Here is a 17,609-nt window from a genome sequence, read left to right on the forward strand (position 1 = left end):
CGCCGAGGGCGGCCTTCGGCGGCCCGATGAAGTCCCGGCCCCCCGGGGCCGGTCCCGCCAGGGCCGCTGCGGTAGCCGGGCGGGCCCGGGGCCGGTGCTGACGGGCCGGAGCCGGTTCTCGGGCCCAGGCTTCTGGGGCCGGCTCGGGCGGACCCGGGCTCCGGGGGCCGGGTCGCCAAGGGTCTGGGGCGGGTTGGGGTCCGCGCCGAGAGTCGCCCCCAGCGACGCGGTGAAGTCCCAGCCTCTCGGAGCAAGGGCCCCGGACCGCCGGAGCCGGGCTGCGGTCGCCGGCCGGGGCCCCGGTCTCGGGGCCGAGCACCGCCCCCGGGGGCCCGGGCTGCCGGGGGCGGTGCTCGGCAGCCCGGATTCCGGGCCCGGTCGGGGGTCGGCCTTCGGCGACCCGATGAAGTCCCGGCCCCTCGGGGCGGGTTGCCGGGCCGGCCTCCGGAGCTCTGGGGCGCCGGGGGCCTGGAGCCGGTTTGGGGCCCGCGCCGAGAATCAGCCCTCGGCTACCCGGTGAAGTCCCGGCCTCCCGGGGCAGGGGCCCAGGGCTCCGGGCCGCCGAGGACGGTGCTCGGCGGCCCGACGAAGTCCCGGCCTCCCGGCGCTGGGCCCGGAGCCGGTACTCGGGGGGCAGCGAGCCGCCCGGCCGCCGGGGCCGGGCTGCGGTCGCTGGCCGGGGCCCGGGACGCCCGGGCACCCCGGCGGCCCGGGTCGGGGCCCGGCCGGGACCCTCGGGTCCCGGCCACCGGTTCCCGCGGACCCGCGGAACCCCGGCTGGATTCACCCGTTCGGCGGGAACCGGGCGCGCGCGGCGCACGTATTCACTGTGGGGACGCGGTGGGGAGTCGGACCTGGCACGACGGCGGTCGCCGCCGGTGCCGGGCGAGGAACAAGATCCAGTCAATTGTGGTGTGAAGGAGTCCCCTGCGGCCATACTGCTGGCCGGGAGTCATCCCAGGACCCGCCGGGGGGCGGGCCGTCAGCGACCGAGGGGGAGAGGTCTCGTGACACACCCGCCGAGCGTGGGCGCGGCGCCTGCGCCGCCCCCCGCCGCCGTGCCCGCGCCCGCGCGCCCGCCGGGCGATCCCGTCCAGGGGCCGGGCCCCTGGGCGGAGTTCCGCCGGCGGCTGCGCGCCGCCGCGACCACCGAGCCGGGCCGGCTCCAGATCATCGGCGCCGTACTCGCCGCGCTGATGGTCGTGTTCGGCGCCGTCACCGCCTTCGAGGTCTCCGACCGGGCCTCCGCCGCGCACGACGTGGTGGAGCGCAGCCAGCCGCTCAGCCAGGACGCCGCCTCGGTCTACCGCTCCCTCGCCGACGCCAACACGGCCGCCTCCACCGGCTTCCTGGCCGGCGCCGAGGAGCCCGCCGCCGTCAAGAAGCGGTACGAGCAGGACATCGCCCGCGCCTCCCGGCTGCTGGTCACCGCGGCCACGCACACCGACGCCACCAGCGAGTCCGGCCGCCAGATCGCCTATCTCAACGAGCATCTGCCCCGGTACACGGGCCTGATCGAGACCGCCCGCGCCAACAACCGCCTCGGCCGCCCCCTCGGCGGCGCCTATCTGCGGTACGCGAACGACCTGATGACCCGGGATCTGCTGCCCGCCGCGCAGAAGCTCCACCGCGCCGAGTCCTACCGGCTGCAGGCGGACTACGACGACGCCCGCTTCTGGCCGCTGCTGTCGGTGGCCACCGGGGTCCTCGCCCTCTCCGTCCTCGGCTGGGCCCAGCGGCGCAACTACCGCCGCACCAACCGCGTCTTCAACCACGGGCTGCTCGCCGCCACCGTCGCCGGGGCCCTGGTCCTGCTGTGGATGACCGGCGCCCAGGCCCTCGCGAGCGCCCGGCTGAACGACGCCGAGGTGCACGCCCAGCGCTCGTTGAACGTCCTCAACGAGGCCCGGATCAACGCCCTCCAGGCCCGCGCCAACGAGAACCTCACCCTGGTCGCCCGCGGCGCCGTCCTCACCGACGACGGCAAGGACGACAAGTACGCGGCGGAGTACGGCCAGACCATGGGCTGGCTGGACGACTCCCTGGAGCTGGCCCTGCGCCACGCGGACGACGACGAGGGCCGCCGCCCCGTCGAGCAGGCGATACGGGCGGTCGGCGACTGGCAGGAGCGCCACGCCGAGGTCACCCGCGCCGACCAGGGCGGCGACTACGAGGGCGCGCTGCGCAAGGTGATCGGCGCCGAGGGCTCCACCACCGAGTCCTTCGACGCGGTGGACGCGGCGCTCGCCCAGGCCCTGGAGCACGAGCAGCGGGAGTTCACCGAGGCGGCGAAGGGCGGGCGCGCGGCCCTGACCGGGCTGGCCGCCGGCGCCGCGCTGCTGGCCGTGCTGGGCGCGGTCGCCGCGATCCTCGGCATCAACCGCAGACTGTCGGAGTACCGGTGAGGGAGGGGAGGCGAGCGATGGAGGACCACGGCACGGCCGGCCGGCCGCGGCGGCGCGGGCTGCGCGGCTGGGGCGGCGTCGCCGCGATGGCCGCCGCCTGCGCGCTGACGGCCGCCGCCACCCTGCTGCCGCTGTCCCACGGTGCGGCGGACGCCCTGAGCACCGGACCGGCCGCACAGGGCGCGCCCGCGCCGCAGCGGGCGGACGACTGCGAGGACCCGGAGGCGTCCCTGCGGCCCTCCGCGGCCGGCGGACCGAACATCGACGCCATCAAGGAGCGCGGCAAGCTCATCGTCGGCGTCGACCAGAACAGCTACCGCTGGGGCTACCGCAAGCCCGCCGAGGGGCCGGACCAGCCGTCCGACCTGGAGGGCTTCGACATCGACCTGGCCCGCGCCATAGCCCAGGACATCCTCGGCAGCCCGGACGCGGTCATCTTCCGCGCGATACCGACCAACCAGCGCATCCCCGCGCTGGAGAGCGGCCGGGTGGACATCGTGGTGCGCACCATGACGATCAGCTGCAGCCGTATCGAGCAGGTCGCCTTCTCCACCGCCTACTTCCAGGCGGGCCAGCAGGTCCTGGCGCCCAAGAGCTCCCCGATCACGGGGTACGACGAGAGCCTGGCGGGCAAGCGGGTCTGCTCCGCCGAGGGGTCCACGGCGTACGAGGCCCTGGAGAAGAACAGCTTCGGCGCGGTCTTCCAGGACGAGCGCGACGGGCGGCCCGGGGACGAGGACCTGCTCACGGTGCCGAACCAGCTCGACTGCCTGGTCCGGCTCCAGCTCGGCCTGGTGGACGCGATCGTCACGGACAACGCCCTGGCCGCCGGGCAGGCCGCGCAGGACCCGTCGATCGAGCTGAAGGGCGACAAGCCGTTCACCACCGAGTACTACGGGGTCGCCACCAAGCTCGGCAAGGACGACCTGGTGCGCCGGGTGAACCGGGTGCTGGAGGAGTACCGGAAGGGGGCCTGGGCCACCGCGTACGACAAGTGGCTCAAGGCCGACCTGCCCGGGATCAGCGGCCCGCCGCAGCCCAAGTACCGGGACGGATAGGGCTCGGGGGCGCGGCGCACGGCACGGCGTACGGCAGGACGGCAGGCGGGGCGGGCAGCGGGCCCGCACGGACGGAGAGGTGATCGATGGGAGTCGCGGGCCCCTTCCCGGACCCTGCGGGGACACCCCACGGGCCGGTGATGGACCGGGACGAGGCGGACCGCGCCCTGGCGCGGCTCGGCGCCGAGCACGAGGCGGTCGAGACCTCCCTCCTCGCGCTCCAGGAGCACGCCGGCCGCCGGCTCCTCGAAGGGGCCGAGCTGACCGGCGCCACCAAGGAGCGCTGGGCGGCGGCCGAGCAGTCGATCACCCTGCTGTGGACGTACTTCGACGCCTACACCGCGGCCCTCACCGGGCTGCGTGAGCTGCGCGCCCGCCGCCGCTGGTCCAGCCGCGAGGACCTGGTCGAGCTGACCGAGCGGCTGCGCGGCCGCAGCGTCACCGTGCCCGGCCCGGCCGCGGCCCACCCCGGCCCGTCCCTGACCGGACCGGCGAAGCTGGCCGAGGAGTTCACCCTCCAGGAGCTGGTCGCCCGGATGAACGAGCTGTACGCGAGCTCGCTGGACACCATCATCACCGCGGACGCCGTCTGGTCGGCCCTGCCCGCCCGGATCGACCTGCTCGCCGCCGAGCTGCGCCGCACCCGCTCCCTCGCCCACTCGGTCGGGGTCCGCCCCGGCGAACACCCCGCGGGCGACGAACTGGAGTCCATCACCGAGGAGCTGACCGCGCTGCGGGCCGAGGTGCTCTCCGACCCGCTGGCGTTCTGGCGCCCCGCGCCCGGCAGCTCCGCCCCCGGCGGCGGCCGGCCCGACACCGGCCGCTACGACCGGGCGGCCCGTGCCCTGGAGGAGGTCCGCCGGGAGATCGAGGCCGTGCTCGGGGTCCGCCAGGACTCCGAGGAGCGGCTGATCCGGCTGCGGGACGTGCTCTCCCGGGCGGACCGCACCCTGAGCGAGGCCCGGGCCGCGCGCGGCGAGGTGCTGGCGAAGATAGCCGCCTCCGAGGTCCCCGCCGTCAGCGGCCCGCCGACCGTCCTCCAGGAACGGCTGGCCACCGCCGCCGAGTTCCGCCGGCATGCCCAGTGGCACCGGCTCTCCCCGCTGCTGGAGTCCCTGGAGCGGGAGGCGGAGGACGAACTGCACCGTGCCCGCGAGTCGCTGACCGCCGTCACCGCGCCGCTCGCCGTCCGCGCGGAGCTGCGCGGCCGGCTCGACGCGTACAAGGCGAAGGCGGCCCGGCACGGCACCGCGGAGGACCCCCTGCTGATCGAACGGTACGACGCGGCCCGGCGCATGCTGTGGAGCGCGCCGTGCGACCTGCGCGCCGCCGAACAGGCGGTCCTGCGCTACCAGTACGCGGTCGCCGAGGTGGTCGCGCCGAGAGCGGCCGGGCCCGCGCCCGAGGACCGCAGGGGGGACTCATGAGCGAGAACGGCACCTGCCAGCGCCCCGGCTGCGGTGGCTCCTACGAGGACATGGGCGGCGGCGAGCTGTACTGCGACACCTGCGGGCTGGCGCCCGTGGTGTCCGCCACCGGCATGGTGTCCTCCCCGCCGACCGGTATCGCGGCCGGCGGGCGCGGCTCCTCGTCCGCGCGCGGCAGCTCGCGCTCCTCCCGGGCGTCGGCCCGCTCCTCGTCCTCCCGCCGTTCGGTCTCCGGCCGCCTCTCGCGCTCGCTGACGGGGAGCAGTACCTCGTCCCGTTCGGTGTCCGTGCGCAGTTCGGGCTCCTCGACGACCGCGTCCGGGCGGCACCGGCTGGGCGCGGGGCTGGTCGCCGTCCCGGACGTGCCCCGGCCCGACCCGCAGTCTGCGGTCATGGCGAACCCGGAGGTCCCGGAGCGCAAGCGGTTCTGCTCCCGCTCCGACTGCGGGGCGCCGGTGGGCCGCACCCGTGGTGAACGGCCCGGCCGCACCGAGGGTTTCTGCACCCGCTGCGGCCACCCGTACTCCTTCGTGCCCAAGCTGAAGGCCGGCGACATCGTGCACGGCCAGTACGAGGTGGTGGGCTGCCTGGCGCACGGCGGCCTGGGCTGGGTGTACCTGGCGGTGGACCGCGCGGTCTCCGACCGCTGGGTGGTCCTCAAGGGCCTGCTGGACACGGGCGACCAGGACGCCATGGCGGCCGCGATCTCCGAACGGCGCTTCCTCGCCGAGATCGAGCACTCCAACATCGTCCGCATCTACAACTTCGTGGAGCACCTCGACCAGCGCACCGGCTCCCTCGACGGCTACATCGTCATGGAGTACGTGGGCGGCAAGTCCCTGAAGGAGATCGCGAACGCGCGCCGGGGCCCGGACGGCCGGCGCGACCCGCTGCCGGTGGAGCAGGCGTGCGCGTACGGCATCGAGGCCCTGGAGGCACTCGGCCATCTCCACAGCCGCAACCTCCTGTACTGCGACTTCAAGGTCGACAACGCGATCCAGCAGCAGGACCAGCTGAAGCTGATCGACATGGGCGCGGTCCGCCGGATGGACGACGAGGAGTCGGCGATCTACGGCACGGTCGGCTACCAGGCGCCGGAGGTCGCCGAGGTCGGCCCGTCCGTGGCCTCCGACCTCTACACGGTCGCGCGGACGCTCGCGGTGCTCACCTTCGACTTCCAGGGCTACACGACCCTCTTCACGGACTCCCTGCCCGACCCGGAGAACATCCCGGTGTTCCGGGCGTACGAGTCGTTCTACCGGCTGCTGGTGCGGGCGACGGACCCGGACCCGGCGCGGCGGTTCGCCTCGGCGCAGGAGATGGCCGAGCAGCTCACCGGGGTGCTGCGCGAGGTCGTCGCGATGCAGACGGGCCGGCCACGGCCGGCGATGTCGACCCTCTTCGGCCCGGAACTGCGGGTGCCGGACACGGTGCTGTTCGAGGAGCGGGCGGGGGAGGTCTCCGCGCTGGGCTCCCGGGCCGCCGGGCGGGACGGCGCGGGGGCGCGGAGGCGGGGCGGTCTGCCGGGCGTGCCCGCGCAGCGCGCGCCCGGCACCGCCGGTGCGCCACCGGGCCTCTCCCCGGCCCCGTCCCCGGCCACCGGGCGGCAGCCGGCCACGCCGGACGTCCGGGCCGCCGTACTGGCCCTGCCCGTCCCCCGGGTGGACCCGAACGACCCCAACGCCGGTTTCCTGGCGGGCCTGATGGCCGCGGCCCCGGCCGAGCTGATCGCCGCCCTGCACGGCGCCCCCTCCTCGACGGAGACCCTGCTGCGCGAGCTGCGCGCCCGGCTGGAGACCGGCGACACGGCCTCGGCGGTGCGGGTGGTGGCCACGCTGAAGAGCAGTCATCCGGACGACTGGCGGGTCGTCTGGTACCGGGGCGTCACGGCCCTGGTGACCGGCGACCACGAGTCCGCGGCCCTGTCCTTCGACGCGGTGTACGACGCGTTCCCCGGCGAGTGCGCGCCGAAGCTCGCGCTGGGCCTGTGCGCGGAGGTGCTCGGCCAGCTGGACAACGCGGCGGACTACTACCGGCTGGTGTGGACGACCGATCCGTCCTATGTGAGCGCCGCGTTCGCGCTCGCCCGGGTGCAGATCGCGGCCGGGGACCGGGAGGGGGCCGTGCGCACCCTGGAGTCGGTCCCGGAGGCGTCGATCCACTACACGGCCGCACGGGTGGCGGCGGTCCGCTCCCGGCTGCGCGGCCGGGGCCCGCGGGAACCGCTGCTGCACGACCTGGTGGCCGCGGCGGCACAGGTCGAGGGGCTGGCCGGCTTCGGTCTCGACGCGGTGCGCCGGGAGCGGCTGGCGACGGAGGTCCTCGGGACGGCGCTCGACTGGGTACTCTCCGGAAGTCCCGGAGCCCTGCCGTCCGCCGCGACCGCTTCCGCAGGACCGAGCGCACCGACGGTGCTGCTCGGCAGTGAACTGGACGAGCGCGGACTGCGCTTCGGACTGGAGCGCTCCTTCCGGGTCCTCGCCCGGCTCGCCCAGCACGGGGAGGAGCGGATGGAGCTGGTGGAGCGGGCGAACCGCTACCGCCCCCGGACGTGGGTGTGATTGATGGCGCGGATGCACCAGTCGGCCGAGGGGCGCGCCTGCCCCGGCTGCGAGGAGCCGGTCGAATCCGGCGACCGGTTCTGCGGAGCCTGCGGGTACGACCTGTCGGCCCTCCCGGCCCCCTCCCCGGACCGGCCCACCCTGCCGATCGGCACCCCGGTGGAGTGGCCGGCGGCCGACGGCACGGACACGTCGGGCATGTCCCCGCCCACCCAGCGCCCGGGCGACCTCCCGGGCACGGACTCCGCCGGCGACGACCTGCCACTGACCCCGCCCGCGGTGCCGGGTGGCCCGCCCGCCGATTCGCCCCCGGCCCCGGGTAACACCCCCGCCGGGCCGGCGCCCGTTCCGGCGTCCTCCGGGCCGGTGCACGCGCCCGCGGCGACGCCGGGCGACGAGCCCGCCCACGCGGCTTCCCTGCGGGCGGACGGACAGCCCGCAGCGGCCGGTACGACGGCCTCTGACACCGGGCCGGGCCCAGCGGCCGCGCACGCGCCGTACCCGCCGGCCGGGCAGGCCGAACCCGCAGGCGGCCGGCAGCCGGCGGCCGGTGCGGCAGCCGCCGCGGGCACCCCGCTGCCCGCAGGCGCCGAGCCCGCCGGGCCGGTGCACGCGCCCGCGGCGACGCCGGGTGGCGAGCCCGCGCGGGTGTCCGCTCCGGCGCCGGGCGGGCGCCCCCTGCCCCCGGAGGCCGGTGGGGCGGTGCGGCACGACACGCCGCCCACCGGGGACTTCGAGCTGGCCGCTCCCGTGCCGGGGACGGCGACCGCCGTGGATCCGCGGGCCGCGCGGCCGCAGGTCCCGGCCGGGGGGCGGATGTGCGTCGCGTGCCGGGCCGGGCACGTCGATCCCGACGGGTACTGCGAGAACTGCGGGCACGCCCAGCCCCGCGAGCGCGACCACATGGAGCAGGAGCTCGGTTCGGTGGCCGCGGTCAGCGACCGCGGGCTGCGCCACCACCGCAACGAGGACTCGTTCGCCGTCTCCTCGACCGCGCTGCCGGACGGCTCCCCCGCCGTCGTCGCGTTCGTCTGCGACGGCGTCTCCTCGGCGACCCGCCCGGACGAGGCGTCCGCCGCCGCCGCCCGGGCCGCCAACGAGCGGCTGCTCGACGCCCTGCCCCGCGGCACCCACCCGCAGCAGGCGATGCACGAGGCGATCGTCGCCGCGTCCGAGGCGGTCAACTCCCTGGCGGGCGAGGGCGGTGCGGGCGAGGACCACGGCCGCCACCAGAACGCGCCCGCGTGCACCATCGTCGGCGCGGTCTCGGCCGCCGGGCTGCTCGTCGTCGGCTGGGTCGGCGACAGCCGCGCCTACTGGGTGCCGGACGACCGCGGCGGCCCGCCCGCCCGGCTCACCGAGGACGACTCCTGGGCCGCCCAGATGGTCGCGGCGGGCCTGATGAACGAGGCCGAGGCGTACGCGGACGAGCGCGCCCACGCCATCACCGGCTGGCTCGGCGCCGACGCGTACGAACTGGAGCCGCACACCGCCGCGTTCAAGCCCGACCGGCCGGGCGTGGTGGTCGTCTGCACCGACGGCCTGTGGAACTACGCCGAGGGCGCGGAGGACATGGCCCGCGCCGTGCCCGCCGACGCGGCGCTGCGCCCGCTGCACAGCGCCCGGGCGCTGGTCGGTCACGCCCTCGACAGCGGGGGCCACGACAACGTGACCGTGGCCGTGCTGCCGTTCGCCGTGCCGCCGCCCGAGGAGGGCGCAGCCCAGGAGGCCGCCGTCCGGGGGCCCGTCGCCGGAGGGGCCTGACCCGGGCGGGGTCCGCCGCCGACGCCGGACCCCGCCCCGACCACACCACACCACACCACACCACACCACAGAGCAGCGCAGCACAGCGCAGCGCAGAACACCGCACCCGTCCGCACCGCAGAGCACCCCGGCCGGGTCCCGCCCGTGTCCCCCGTATGTGTCCGCCCGACCGCGGACGTCCCCGGGGGACGTCGCCCGTGGAGCCACGAGGAGCCGATCAGATGGCCGTTTTCGCGAAGTCCCAGGTCCCGCAGTTCTCGGTCGAGGTGTACCAGAACCCCTACCTCCCGGAGGGTGGCCGCGAGGTCAACGCCATCGTCACCGTGACCTCCACCGGCGGCGGCACGACCGGCGGCATACCGTTCGCCGGGGCGTCGCCCACCGCGTCCGCCGTCCCCGGCCCCTCCGCGCCCTCGGCCGGTGTCGTCCTGATGGTCGACTGCTCGGGCTCGATGGACTATCCGCCCACCAAGATGCGCAACGCACGGGACGCCACGGCCGCCGCCGTGGACACCCTGCGCGACGGCGTCGCCTTCGCCGTCGTCGCGGGCACCCACAAGGCCGTCGAGGTCTACCCCGGCAACGGCCGCCTGGCGGTGGCCGATCCGGCGACCCGCGCCGGGGCCAAGGAGGCACTGCGCCGCCTCCAGGCGGGCGGCGGCACGGCCATCGGCACCTGGCTGCGGCTCGCCGACCGGCTGCTCGGCTCCGCCGATGTCGCCATCCGCCACGGCATCCTGCTCACCGACGGCCGCAACGAGCACGAGTCCCCCGAGGACCTGCGGGCCGCCCTGGACGCCTGCGCCGGCCGCTTCACCTGCGACGCCCGCGGGGTGGGCACCGACTGGGAGGTCAAGGAGGTCACCGGTATCGCCGCCGCCCTGCTGGGCACGGCCGACATCGTCGCCGATCCCGGCGGACTGGCCGCCGACTTCACGTCGATGATGGAGACCGCGATGGGCAAGGAGGTCGCGGACGTCGCGCTGCGGCTGTGGACGCCCGTCGGCGCGGAGATCGCCTTCGTCAAACAGGTCGCGCCCACCGTGGCGGACCTCACCGCCCGCCGCACCGGGGCCGGTCCGCGCGCGGGCGACTACCCGACCGGGTCCTGGGGCGACGAGTCCCGCGACTACCACCTCTGTGTCCGGGTCAACGCGGCCGGGACGGGGCAGGAGATGCTCGCGGCCCGCGCCTCCCTGATCGTGCCCGCCGCCGACGGCGGCACCCCGCGGGTGCTGGCCCAGGGCCTGGTGCGGGCGGTGTGGACGGACGACCTGGCCGCCTCCACCGCGATCAACGCGCAGGTCGCCCACTACACGGGCCAGGCCGAGCTGGCCCAGGTCATCCAGCAGGGCCTCCAGGCCCGTAAATCGGGGGACTTCGACGGCGCGACGGCGAAACTGGGCCGCGCGGTGCAGCTCGCGGCCCGGTCCGGGAACGAGGACACCGCGAAACTCCTTTCGAAGGTGGTGGACGTCGTCGATGTGGCGACAGGTACTGTGCGACTGAAGGCGAAGGTGGCGGACGCGGACGAGATGACCCTCGAAACGCGCTCCACCAAGACCGTCCGTGTGAAGAAGTAGCGCACGAGCCCGCCCGGCGTACCGAGCGTCCGGGGCGGTGCGGAGCACAGGGCTCACGGAGCCCGCGGAGCTCAGAGCACACCGGAGCAGAACTGTCCGGCCCCCGTGGGCCGGAGGAGGAGAGGGGGAAGCGCCGACATGCCGACCTGCCCGAACGGACACCAGTCGGGTTCCGACGACTGGTGCGAGGTCTGCGGCCACCGCATGGCCGGCGCGGGTGCTCCCGCCGGAGCCGTCCCTCCGCCGCCTCCCCCGCCGCCGCCCGCCTACGGCTATCCCGGTCCCCCGCCCGGCCCCGGCGCCGGTGACCCGCACGCGACCGCGCAGGCCGAGCTCTGCCCGCAGTGCCGCACGCCCCGTGAGGCGATGGCGCCGTTCTGCGAGGAGTGCCGGTACAACTTCCTGACGAACACGGCGACCTCGTACACCCCGCTGGCCCCGGCGCCCCAGACGCCCCAGGGCGGGCTGAACCTGCCGCCGGGCTTCCAGTCCGGCCCGCCGCAGGGCCCGTCCCAGGGCATGCCGCCGGGCCCCCCGCCGCACCAGGGACCGCCGCCCCACCAGGGCGGACCGCACCAGGGCCCGCCGCCGGCGCACGGGCACCCCGGGCCCCCGCCCGGTCCCGGGCAGCCCCCGGGTCCGCCGCAGCCGCGCGACCCGTTCGACTACCAGGGCTCCCGGCCCTCCCAGATGAACCGGCCGGCCGAACCCCTCGGCGGCCCGGACTCCGGCCCCGGGGCCCCGCCCGCCGGGCAGCCGCCGCACGGCTTCGGGCAGCCCGGGCAGTCCGGGCCGTCCGGCCAGCCCCCGGTCCCGCCGGCGTTCCAGCAGCAGGCCCCGCCGCCCGCGTACACGCAGCCGACGCCGCCCGCGCCGCCGCAGCACACGGACGGCGGCGGTGACGACTGGATGCTGTCGCCTCCGTCGCGCACCCAGTCCCCGCCGCCGCCCGGCGCGCCCCAGGGCCCGCCCGCCCCGCACGGCCCGCAGAGCCACGGCGGACCGGGGGGCCTCGGTGGGCCACAGGGCCTCGGAGGTCCGCCGCAGGGGCCGCAGGGCGCCGCCGCCTTCCCCCAGCAGGCCCCGCCGCAGGGAGCCCAGGGGGTTCAGGGGACGCAGGGCGGTCCCCCGCCGCACTTCCCGGAGCCGGCGCGGGACGAGTGGACGGCCGTGATCGGGCCCGACCGCGAGTACTTCATGGCGATGATGCAGCGCAGCGGCCCCGAGGCGACCGGGCTCAACCTGCCCGCGTACTCCCCGGAGCAGCGCCTGCCACTCACCGGCAACCAGGTCACCATCGGCCGCCGCCGGCACTCCACCGGTGAGTCCCCCGACATCGACCTCTCGGTGCCGCCGGAGGACCCGGGCGTCTCGCACCAGCACGCGGTGCTGGTGCAGCAGCCGGACGGGACCTGGGCCGTGGTCGACCAGAACTCCACCAACGGCACCACGCTCAACGGTGCCGAGGACCCGATCCAGCCCTATGTGCCCGTCCCCCTCCAGGACGGCGACCGGGTGCACGTCGGGGCGTGGACGACGATCACCCTGCGGCGCGGCTGACGCACCCGGCCGGTGCCGGGCGGCGGCCCCTCAGCCCAGGGGCCGCCGCTCGTCCAGCGGCCAGACGTACGGGCCCTGCGGGTCGTCCAGCCAGGCCCACTGGCGGCCGCCCCGGACGGTGACGCCGAAGCGGCTGCGGTCCGGGCGGTGCTCGCGCTCCCACAGGGCGACGGCCTCGTGCGGGTCGAGGGCGCCGTCGGTCAGGGTAAGCAGGAACCGGAACAGGTCGTTCTGCACGGCCCGGCGCGGCAGTCCGGCCACCCCGGCCGCCGCCTCGCCTGGCCCGGACCCACCGCGCAGCGGCACGAAGTACGCCGAGGTCCGCAGGAAGTGCCCCTCGGCCTCCGGCCCCTCGGCGCCCTCGCCCACCCGCAGCGAGATGAGCCCGGTGGACAGCGGCGCGAGGATCCGGGCGCCCGGCGCGCACTGCTCGACCCAGGCGTGGGGCACCGAGGCGAGGGTGCAGGTGGCGACGACCGCGTCGTACGGGGCGCGGTCCGGACAGCCCCGTGCGCCGTCGCCGGTGACCACGGCCGGGTGGTAGCCGGCCGCGTCCAGGTGGCGCCGGGCGGACTCGGTGATCTCGGGGTCGAGGTCGATCGTGGTGACCGCCTCGTCGCCGAGGCGGTGCGCGAGCAGGGCCGCGTTGTAGCCGGTGCCCGCGCCGATCTCCAGGACGGTGTCGCCGGTGCGCAGGTCGAGGGCGTCGAGCATCAGGGCCATCAGCGAGGGCTGGCTGGAGGACGAGACCAGGTCGCCGTCGCGCAGCCGGGTGGCGAGGGGTCCGTCCCGGTAGGCCCCGTGCAACCAGTCCGCCCGCCGCACCGGGTCGGGGTCCTCGCGCCACATCCGCTCGTGGACGCCGGACCGGACGGCGAAGTAGCAGGGGACGAAGAGGTGCCGGGGCACCTCGGCGAAGGCCGCGCGCCAGGCGGGGTCGCGCAGACCGCCGTCCGCGACGATCTCCCGCACCAGCGCGGCCCGCGCCGCCGCCCCTTCACCGGCGAAGGGGTCGCCGGTCTCCCGCTCTCCACGGCCCTGGCCCATGCGTCCACTGTCCTGCGCGCCCGCCGTCGGCGCGAACTCCGGCGGTCACGCGGGAGACCGCCCTCTGGGCGAACGGCGGGACGTTCCGGACACGACCCAGGACTTCCGGCCCCCGCCGGGGTGTCTGAGACGATGGACGGGTGAACGAGATTCCGCGCGGGACGCTTCAGGAGCAGACCTTCTACGAGCAGGTCGGCGGCGAGGAGACCTTTCGACGCCTCGTCCACCGCTTCTACCAGGGGGTGGCCGAGGACCCGCTGCTGCGGCCGATGTACCCCGAGGAGGACCTCGGGCCGGCCGAGGAGCGGCTGGTGCTCTTCCTGATGCAGTACTGGGGCGGCCCCCGCACCTACAGCGACAACCGCGGCCACCCCCGGCTGCGGATGCGCCACGCGCCGTTCACCGTGGACCGCGCCGCGCACGACGCCTGGCTGAAGCACATGCGGGACGCCGTCGACGAGTTGGGCCTCGCGCCCGAGCACGAGCGGCAGCTCTGGGACTACATGACGTACGCCGCCGCCTCGATGGTGAACACCCCCGACTGAACCCCGCCCGGGGACCGGGAGTTCACCCCGTGTCCGTTTCCGTGTCCGTCCGGTGACCCTCCGTCTCCTCTCCCGCACTATCCGGTCGCGTCACGCCGGATAACGGTCACGATCGGGTCAAGGTCGGACCGCAAGCGGTTTCCCCGGCACCGTGCCCTCTGAAAGCATCCGGGGACGGCGTCCGCGGCAGGGCGCCCGGGGGTGGATCACTCGGGGGAGACCGGCGGGGTGGGGGACACGTGACGGGGTTCGTACTGCTGCGCGTCCGGGCGCACCGTCTGCTGCTGGCCGCCGCGCTGCTCGCCGTCGTCCTCACCACCGCCGTGCTCTCCGCGCTGGCCGCCTTCTCCGGCTCGGTCGGCGACGCCGCGCTGCGCCACACCCTCGGCACCCGCGAGGCCGCGTCCACCGCCCTGGTCGTCGGTGCCCGGACCCCCAAGGAGCGCGAGGCCGCCGACGAGGCCGTGGCGCGCGGGGCGCGGGCCGCCTTCGGCGGGCTGCCGGTCACCGTCCGCTCGCTGGAGCGGTCCGGGGCGTACGCGCTGCCGCGTTCCCTCCAGAGCCCCGAGGCCCGCAAGGGCGAACCGGACCTCACCCACCTCGCCGCCGTCGACCCCGGCCGGGTGACGGCCGTGGCCGGACGGCTGCCCGGGCCGGCCGCCGGTGGCCGGCCGGTGCCGGTCGCGGTGCCGGAGCCCGCGGCCGAACTCCTGGGCCTGGCGCCCGGCACCGTCCTGACCCTCACCGACCGGCTCGGCGACGAGCCGCTGCGGGTGGAGGTCACCGGCGTCTACCGGGCCGCCGACCCGGAGGACCCGTACTGGCGGCTCGACCCCCTCGGCGGCCGGGGTGTGCGCACGGCCGTCTTCACGACCTACGGACCACTGCTCGCCGACCCCGCCGTCCTCGCCTCCGGCCGGACCTCCGCGGGCGAGAAGGCGTGGCTGGCCCGCGCGGACTTCCGGGACGTGACCACCGACCGGATCGGCGCCCTGTACACGGCGGCCACCGAGGGGGCGAAGGCGCTCGGCGAGGAGCCCGCCCTCGGGGGCTCCGCCACGGTGACCACCGGGCTGCCGACGGTCCTGGCCCAGAGCGAACGCGCCCTGCTGGTGGCCCGCTCCACCCTGCTGATCGTCGCCGTCCAGCTGGTCGTGCTCGCCGGGTACACCCTGCTGCTGGTGGCACGGCTGCTGAGCAGCGAACGCGCCGGGGAGACCGGGCTGCTGCGGGCGCGCGGCGCGTCCCGGGGGCGGATCGCGGCGCTCGCCTCCGCGGAGGCGCTGCTGCTGGCGCTGCCGGCGGCGGTCGCGGCGCCGCTGCTGGCCGGGCCGCTGACCCGGCTGCTCGCCGCGCACTCGGTCCTCGGCGACAGCGGACTGCGGCTGGGCGAGCCGCCGCTCGCCCAGGTGTGGCTGGTGGCCCTCGCCGTCGCGGTGTGCTGCGCGGCGGCCGTGGTGGCACCGGCCCTCTCCGCCGGTTCCGCCGGTGAGGGCGGGGTCCTGCGCCGGGCCCGGGGGCGGGCGCTGCCGGGCGCGGTCCGGGCGGGCGGGGACCTGGCGCTGCTGGCGATCGCGGGAGTGGCGTTCTGGCAACTGGACCGGCAGACCGGGGCATCGGGCGGCGGGGCGCTCAGCGGCGACCGGGAGGGCGACCTCGGGGTGGACCCGCTGCTGGTGGCCGCCCCGGCGCTGGCCCTGCTCGCGGGCACGGTCCTGACGCTGCGTCTGCTGCCTCCCGTGGCCCGGCTGGCGGAGCGGCGGGCCGCGCGCGGCCGGGGTCTGGCGACCGCGCTCGCCGGGTGGCAGCTCAGCCGCCGGCCGCTGCGCGGGGCGGGCCCGGTGCTACTGCTGGTCCTGGCGGTGGCCATGGGCATGCTCGCCATCGGGCAGAGCGCCTCGTGGGACCGTTCGCAGCAGGACCAGGCGGACTTCCGGTCCGGGTCCTCCGTACGGGTCGTGGACACCGGTCCGGGCGGGCCGGGGGACGCGGGGCGGTACGGGGCGCTGCCGGGGGTGCGGGCTGCCGCGCCCGCCGTCCGGGCGCCCGTGAACCTGTCCGGGAACCACACCGCGACGGTGCTGGCCCTGGACACCGCCGGGGCGGGCGAGCACCTGCTGATGCGCGGAGACCTCGCGGACCGCGCCCCGGCGGACGTCCTCGCCGCGCTGCGCCCGAAGGCGGCGGCCCGGCCGGGGCTGCCGCTGCCGGAGGGCGCCCGCAGTGCCGTCCTGGACCTCCGGATCACCGCGGAGGGCGCGCCGCGCGGCGTGTCCCCGTCGGGGATCCGGGCCGGGGTGGTGGCCGTGTTCGAGGACCGCTACGGCATCGCCCACCGGATGTCCGCCGGGACCGTCCCGGTCGACGGGCGGACGCACACGGTGACGCTGGCCCTGGACGCGACCCCCTCCGGGGACCGTGGCGCACCCGCCGGGCCGCTCGCCCTGACCGGGCTGCGGCTGCTGGACACGGCCGTGCCCGAGGCCGCCGAGCGGCACCGGCTGACGGTGGAGGGCGTGCGCGCGGCGGGCGGGTCCGGGTCGCCTCGGCCGGTCGCCGTCCCGGGCGGGCTCGCCTGGACCGGCGTCTACACCGAGAGCATGGGCGTCGAGGCCGCCGGGGAGCCCGTGAGGCTGCGGGCCGGGCCGCGCGGCGGGGCGTCGCTGAGCGTCGCCTACGACATCCGCCCGGCGCCCGCCGGCACCGACCAGTGGGGCTTCACGGCGGCGGCCCCGGACTTCGCCGTCGAGGTCGCGGCGGCCCGGCCGCGCGCGGCCCGCGAGATCCCGGCGGTGGCCACGGACGCGTTCCTTGCCGCGTCCGGGGCCGCGCGCGGGGAGAGCGTGGACGTCACCTTCGGCGGGCAGGACCTGCGGGTCACCGTGGTCGACACGGTCCGCCGGCTGCCGACGACCGGCGCCACGGGCGCCGAGGAGTCGGCCCGGGACGGCGGGGCGCTGCTGATCGACTTCCGGACGGTGAACGAGGTGCTCGCGCGCGGCGGCGGCTCGCTCACGCCCTCCGAGTGGTGGCTGCACACCGGCCCGGGCGAGGCGGGGAAGGTCGCGGCCGCGCTGCGGGCCGGGGCGGAGGCGGACGGCGCGCGGGTCCTCGTCCGCGACGAGGACGCGGCGGAACTCCTGGACGACCCGCTCGGCGCGGGCCCCCGCGCGGCCCTGGTGGCGGTCGCGGCGGTGGCCGCCGCGCTGGCGGCGGTCGGCTTCGCGGTGAGCGCGGCGGGTTCGCTGCGCGAACGCTCGGCGGAGTTCGCGGTCCTGCGCGCGCTGGGCACGCCCCGGCGCCGCCTCGCCCGGCTGGTGGCGGCGGAACAGGGCGTCCTGCTGACGCTCGCCCTGCTGGTCGGGGTCGCCCTGGGCACCCTGCTGACCCGCGCGGTGGTCCCGCTGATCGTCCTCACCGGCCGGGCGACCCGGCCCGTCCCGCCCGTCCTCGTCGAACTCCCCCTCGCCCGCGTGGCCCTCCTGCTCACCGCCGTCGCCGCCCTGCCCCTCCTCACCGTCACCGCCCTCGCCCTCCGCCGGGCGGACCCGACGGTGACCCTGCGCCACCAGGGGGACACCTGACATGACCGCCCACCCACCCACCACCCCTGCTCCGGAGCCGCACCCGGAGCCCGGCCGCCCCGCCGCCGAGCCGGG

The 17,609-nt window shown here is 76.9% G+C and carries 10 protein-coding genes; 9 read left to right on the forward strand and 1 reads right to left on the reverse strand.

What is annotated here, in order from left to right; all coding sequences use genetic code 11:
• The first annotated feature begins 1,007 nt into the window (after positions 1–1,007).
• The 7 genes from ABZ457_RS22950 to ABZ457_RS22980 all read left to right on the forward strand — a co-directional run bounded on the left by ABZ457_RS22950 (position 1,008) and on the right by ABZ457_RS22980 (position 12,358).
• A complete protein-coding gene (locus ABZ457_RS22950) occupies positions 1,008–2,405 on the forward strand; it encodes a hypothetical protein (protein WP_359160105.1) in 1,398 nt (465 codons plus the stop codon).
• 17 nt (positions 2,406–2,422) lie between these two features.
• A complete protein-coding gene (locus tag ABZ457_RS22955) occupies positions 2,423–3,463 on the forward strand; it encodes a glutamate ABC transporter substrate-binding protein (RefSeq protein ID WP_359160108.1) in 1,041 nt (346 codons plus the stop codon).
• 86 nt (positions 3,464–3,549) lie between these two features.
• Positions 3,550–4,890 carry a hypothetical protein gene (locus ABZ457_RS22960; protein WP_359160110.1) on the forward strand — a complete coding sequence of 447 codons (1,341 nt, stop codon included), beginning with the start codon at positions 3,550–3,552 and terminating at the stop codon, positions 4,888–4,890.
• Positions 4,887–7,451: a tetratricopeptide repeat protein gene (locus ABZ457_RS22965; RefSeq protein ID WP_359160113.1), complete on the forward strand. Its 2,565-nt coding sequence runs from the start codon at positions 4,887–4,889 to the stop codon at positions 7,449–7,451. Before ABZ457_RS22960 ends, ABZ457_RS22965 begins: the two co-directional genes overlap by 4 nt.
• Before the next feature lie 3 nt (positions 7,452–7,454).
• A complete protein-coding gene (locus ABZ457_RS22970; protein ID WP_359160116.1) occupies positions 7,455–9,215 on the forward strand; it encodes a protein phosphatase 2C domain-containing protein in 1,761 nt (586 codons plus the stop codon).
• Between the two features lie 221 nt (positions 9,216–9,436).
• Positions 9,437–10,798: a VWA domain-containing protein gene (locus ABZ457_RS22975; protein ID WP_359160119.1), complete on the forward strand. Its 1,362-nt coding sequence runs from the start codon at positions 9,437–9,439 to the stop codon at positions 10,796–10,798.
• A 138-nt stretch (positions 10,799–10,936) separates the two neighbouring features.
• Positions 10,937–12,358, forward strand: a complete 1,422-nt coding sequence (locus ABZ457_RS22980) for an FHA domain-containing protein (protein WP_359160122.1) — start codon at positions 10,937–10,939, stop codon at positions 12,356–12,358.
• 30 nt (positions 12,359–12,388) lie between these two features.
• On the opposite strand, the gene ABZ457_RS22985 is transcribed toward ABZ457_RS22980, so the two are convergent.
• On the reverse strand, positions 12,389–13,405 hold the full coding sequence (locus ABZ457_RS22985) for a methyltransferase domain-containing protein (protein WP_359160125.1): 1,017 nt from the start codon (positions 13,403–13,405) through the stop codon (positions 12,389–12,391).
• A gap of 140 nt (positions 13,406–13,545) precedes the next feature.
• Between ABZ457_RS22985 and ABZ457_RS22990 the strand changes: the two genes are divergently transcribed.
• Together ABZ457_RS22990 and ABZ457_RS22995 are read left to right on the forward strand one after the other, a co-directional pair.
• The gene (locus ABZ457_RS22990) at positions 13,546–13,950 is read left to right on the forward strand and encodes a globin (RefSeq protein ID WP_359160128.1); all 405 of its coding nucleotides are present in this window, start codon (positions 13,546–13,548) and stop codon (positions 13,948–13,950) included.
• A 239-nt stretch (positions 13,951–14,189) separates the two neighbouring features.
• Positions 14,190–17,534: an FtsX-like permease family protein gene (locus tag ABZ457_RS22995; protein ID WP_359160131.1), complete on the forward strand. Its 3,345-nt coding sequence runs from the start codon at positions 14,190–14,192 to the stop codon at positions 17,532–17,534.
• The last annotated feature ends 75 nt before the right edge of the window (positions 17,535–17,609 follow it).

Source organism: Streptomyces sp. NPDC005805, assembly GCF_040630445.1.
In the GTDB taxonomy this organism is placed as follows: domain Bacteria; phylum Actinomycetota; class Actinomycetes; order Streptomycetales; family Streptomycetaceae; genus Streptomyces.

Excerpts from the sequence above, each read along its gene's own strand:
- ABZ457_RS22955 (WP_359160108.1), top strand. The coding sequence starts at position 2,423 with ATGGAGGACCACGGCACGGCCGGCCGGCCGCGGCGGCGCGGGCTGCGC.
- ABZ457_RS22960 (WP_359160110.1), top strand. The coding sequence starts at position 3,550 with ATGGGAGTCGCGGGCCCCTTCCCGGACCCTGCGGGGACACCCCACGGG.
- ABZ457_RS22965 (WP_359160113.1), top strand. The coding sequence starts at position 4,887 with ATGAGCGAGAACGGCACCTGCCAGCGCCCCGGCTGCGGTGGCTCCTAC.
- ABZ457_RS22970 (WP_359160116.1), top strand. The coding sequence starts at position 7,455 with ATGGCGCGGATGCACCAGTCGGCCGAGGGGCGCGCCTGCCCCGGCTGC.
- ABZ457_RS22975 (WP_359160119.1), top strand. The coding sequence starts at position 9,437 with ATGGCCGTTTTCGCGAAGTCCCAGGTCCCGCAGTTCTCGGTCGAGGTG.
- ABZ457_RS22980 (WP_359160122.1), top strand. The coding sequence starts at position 10,937 with ATGCCGACCTGCCCGAACGGACACCAGTCGGGTTCCGACGACTGGTGC.
- ABZ457_RS22985 (WP_359160125.1), bottom strand. The coding sequence starts at position 13,405 with ATGGGCCAGGGCCGTGGAGAGCGGGAGACCGGCGACCCCTTCGCCGGT.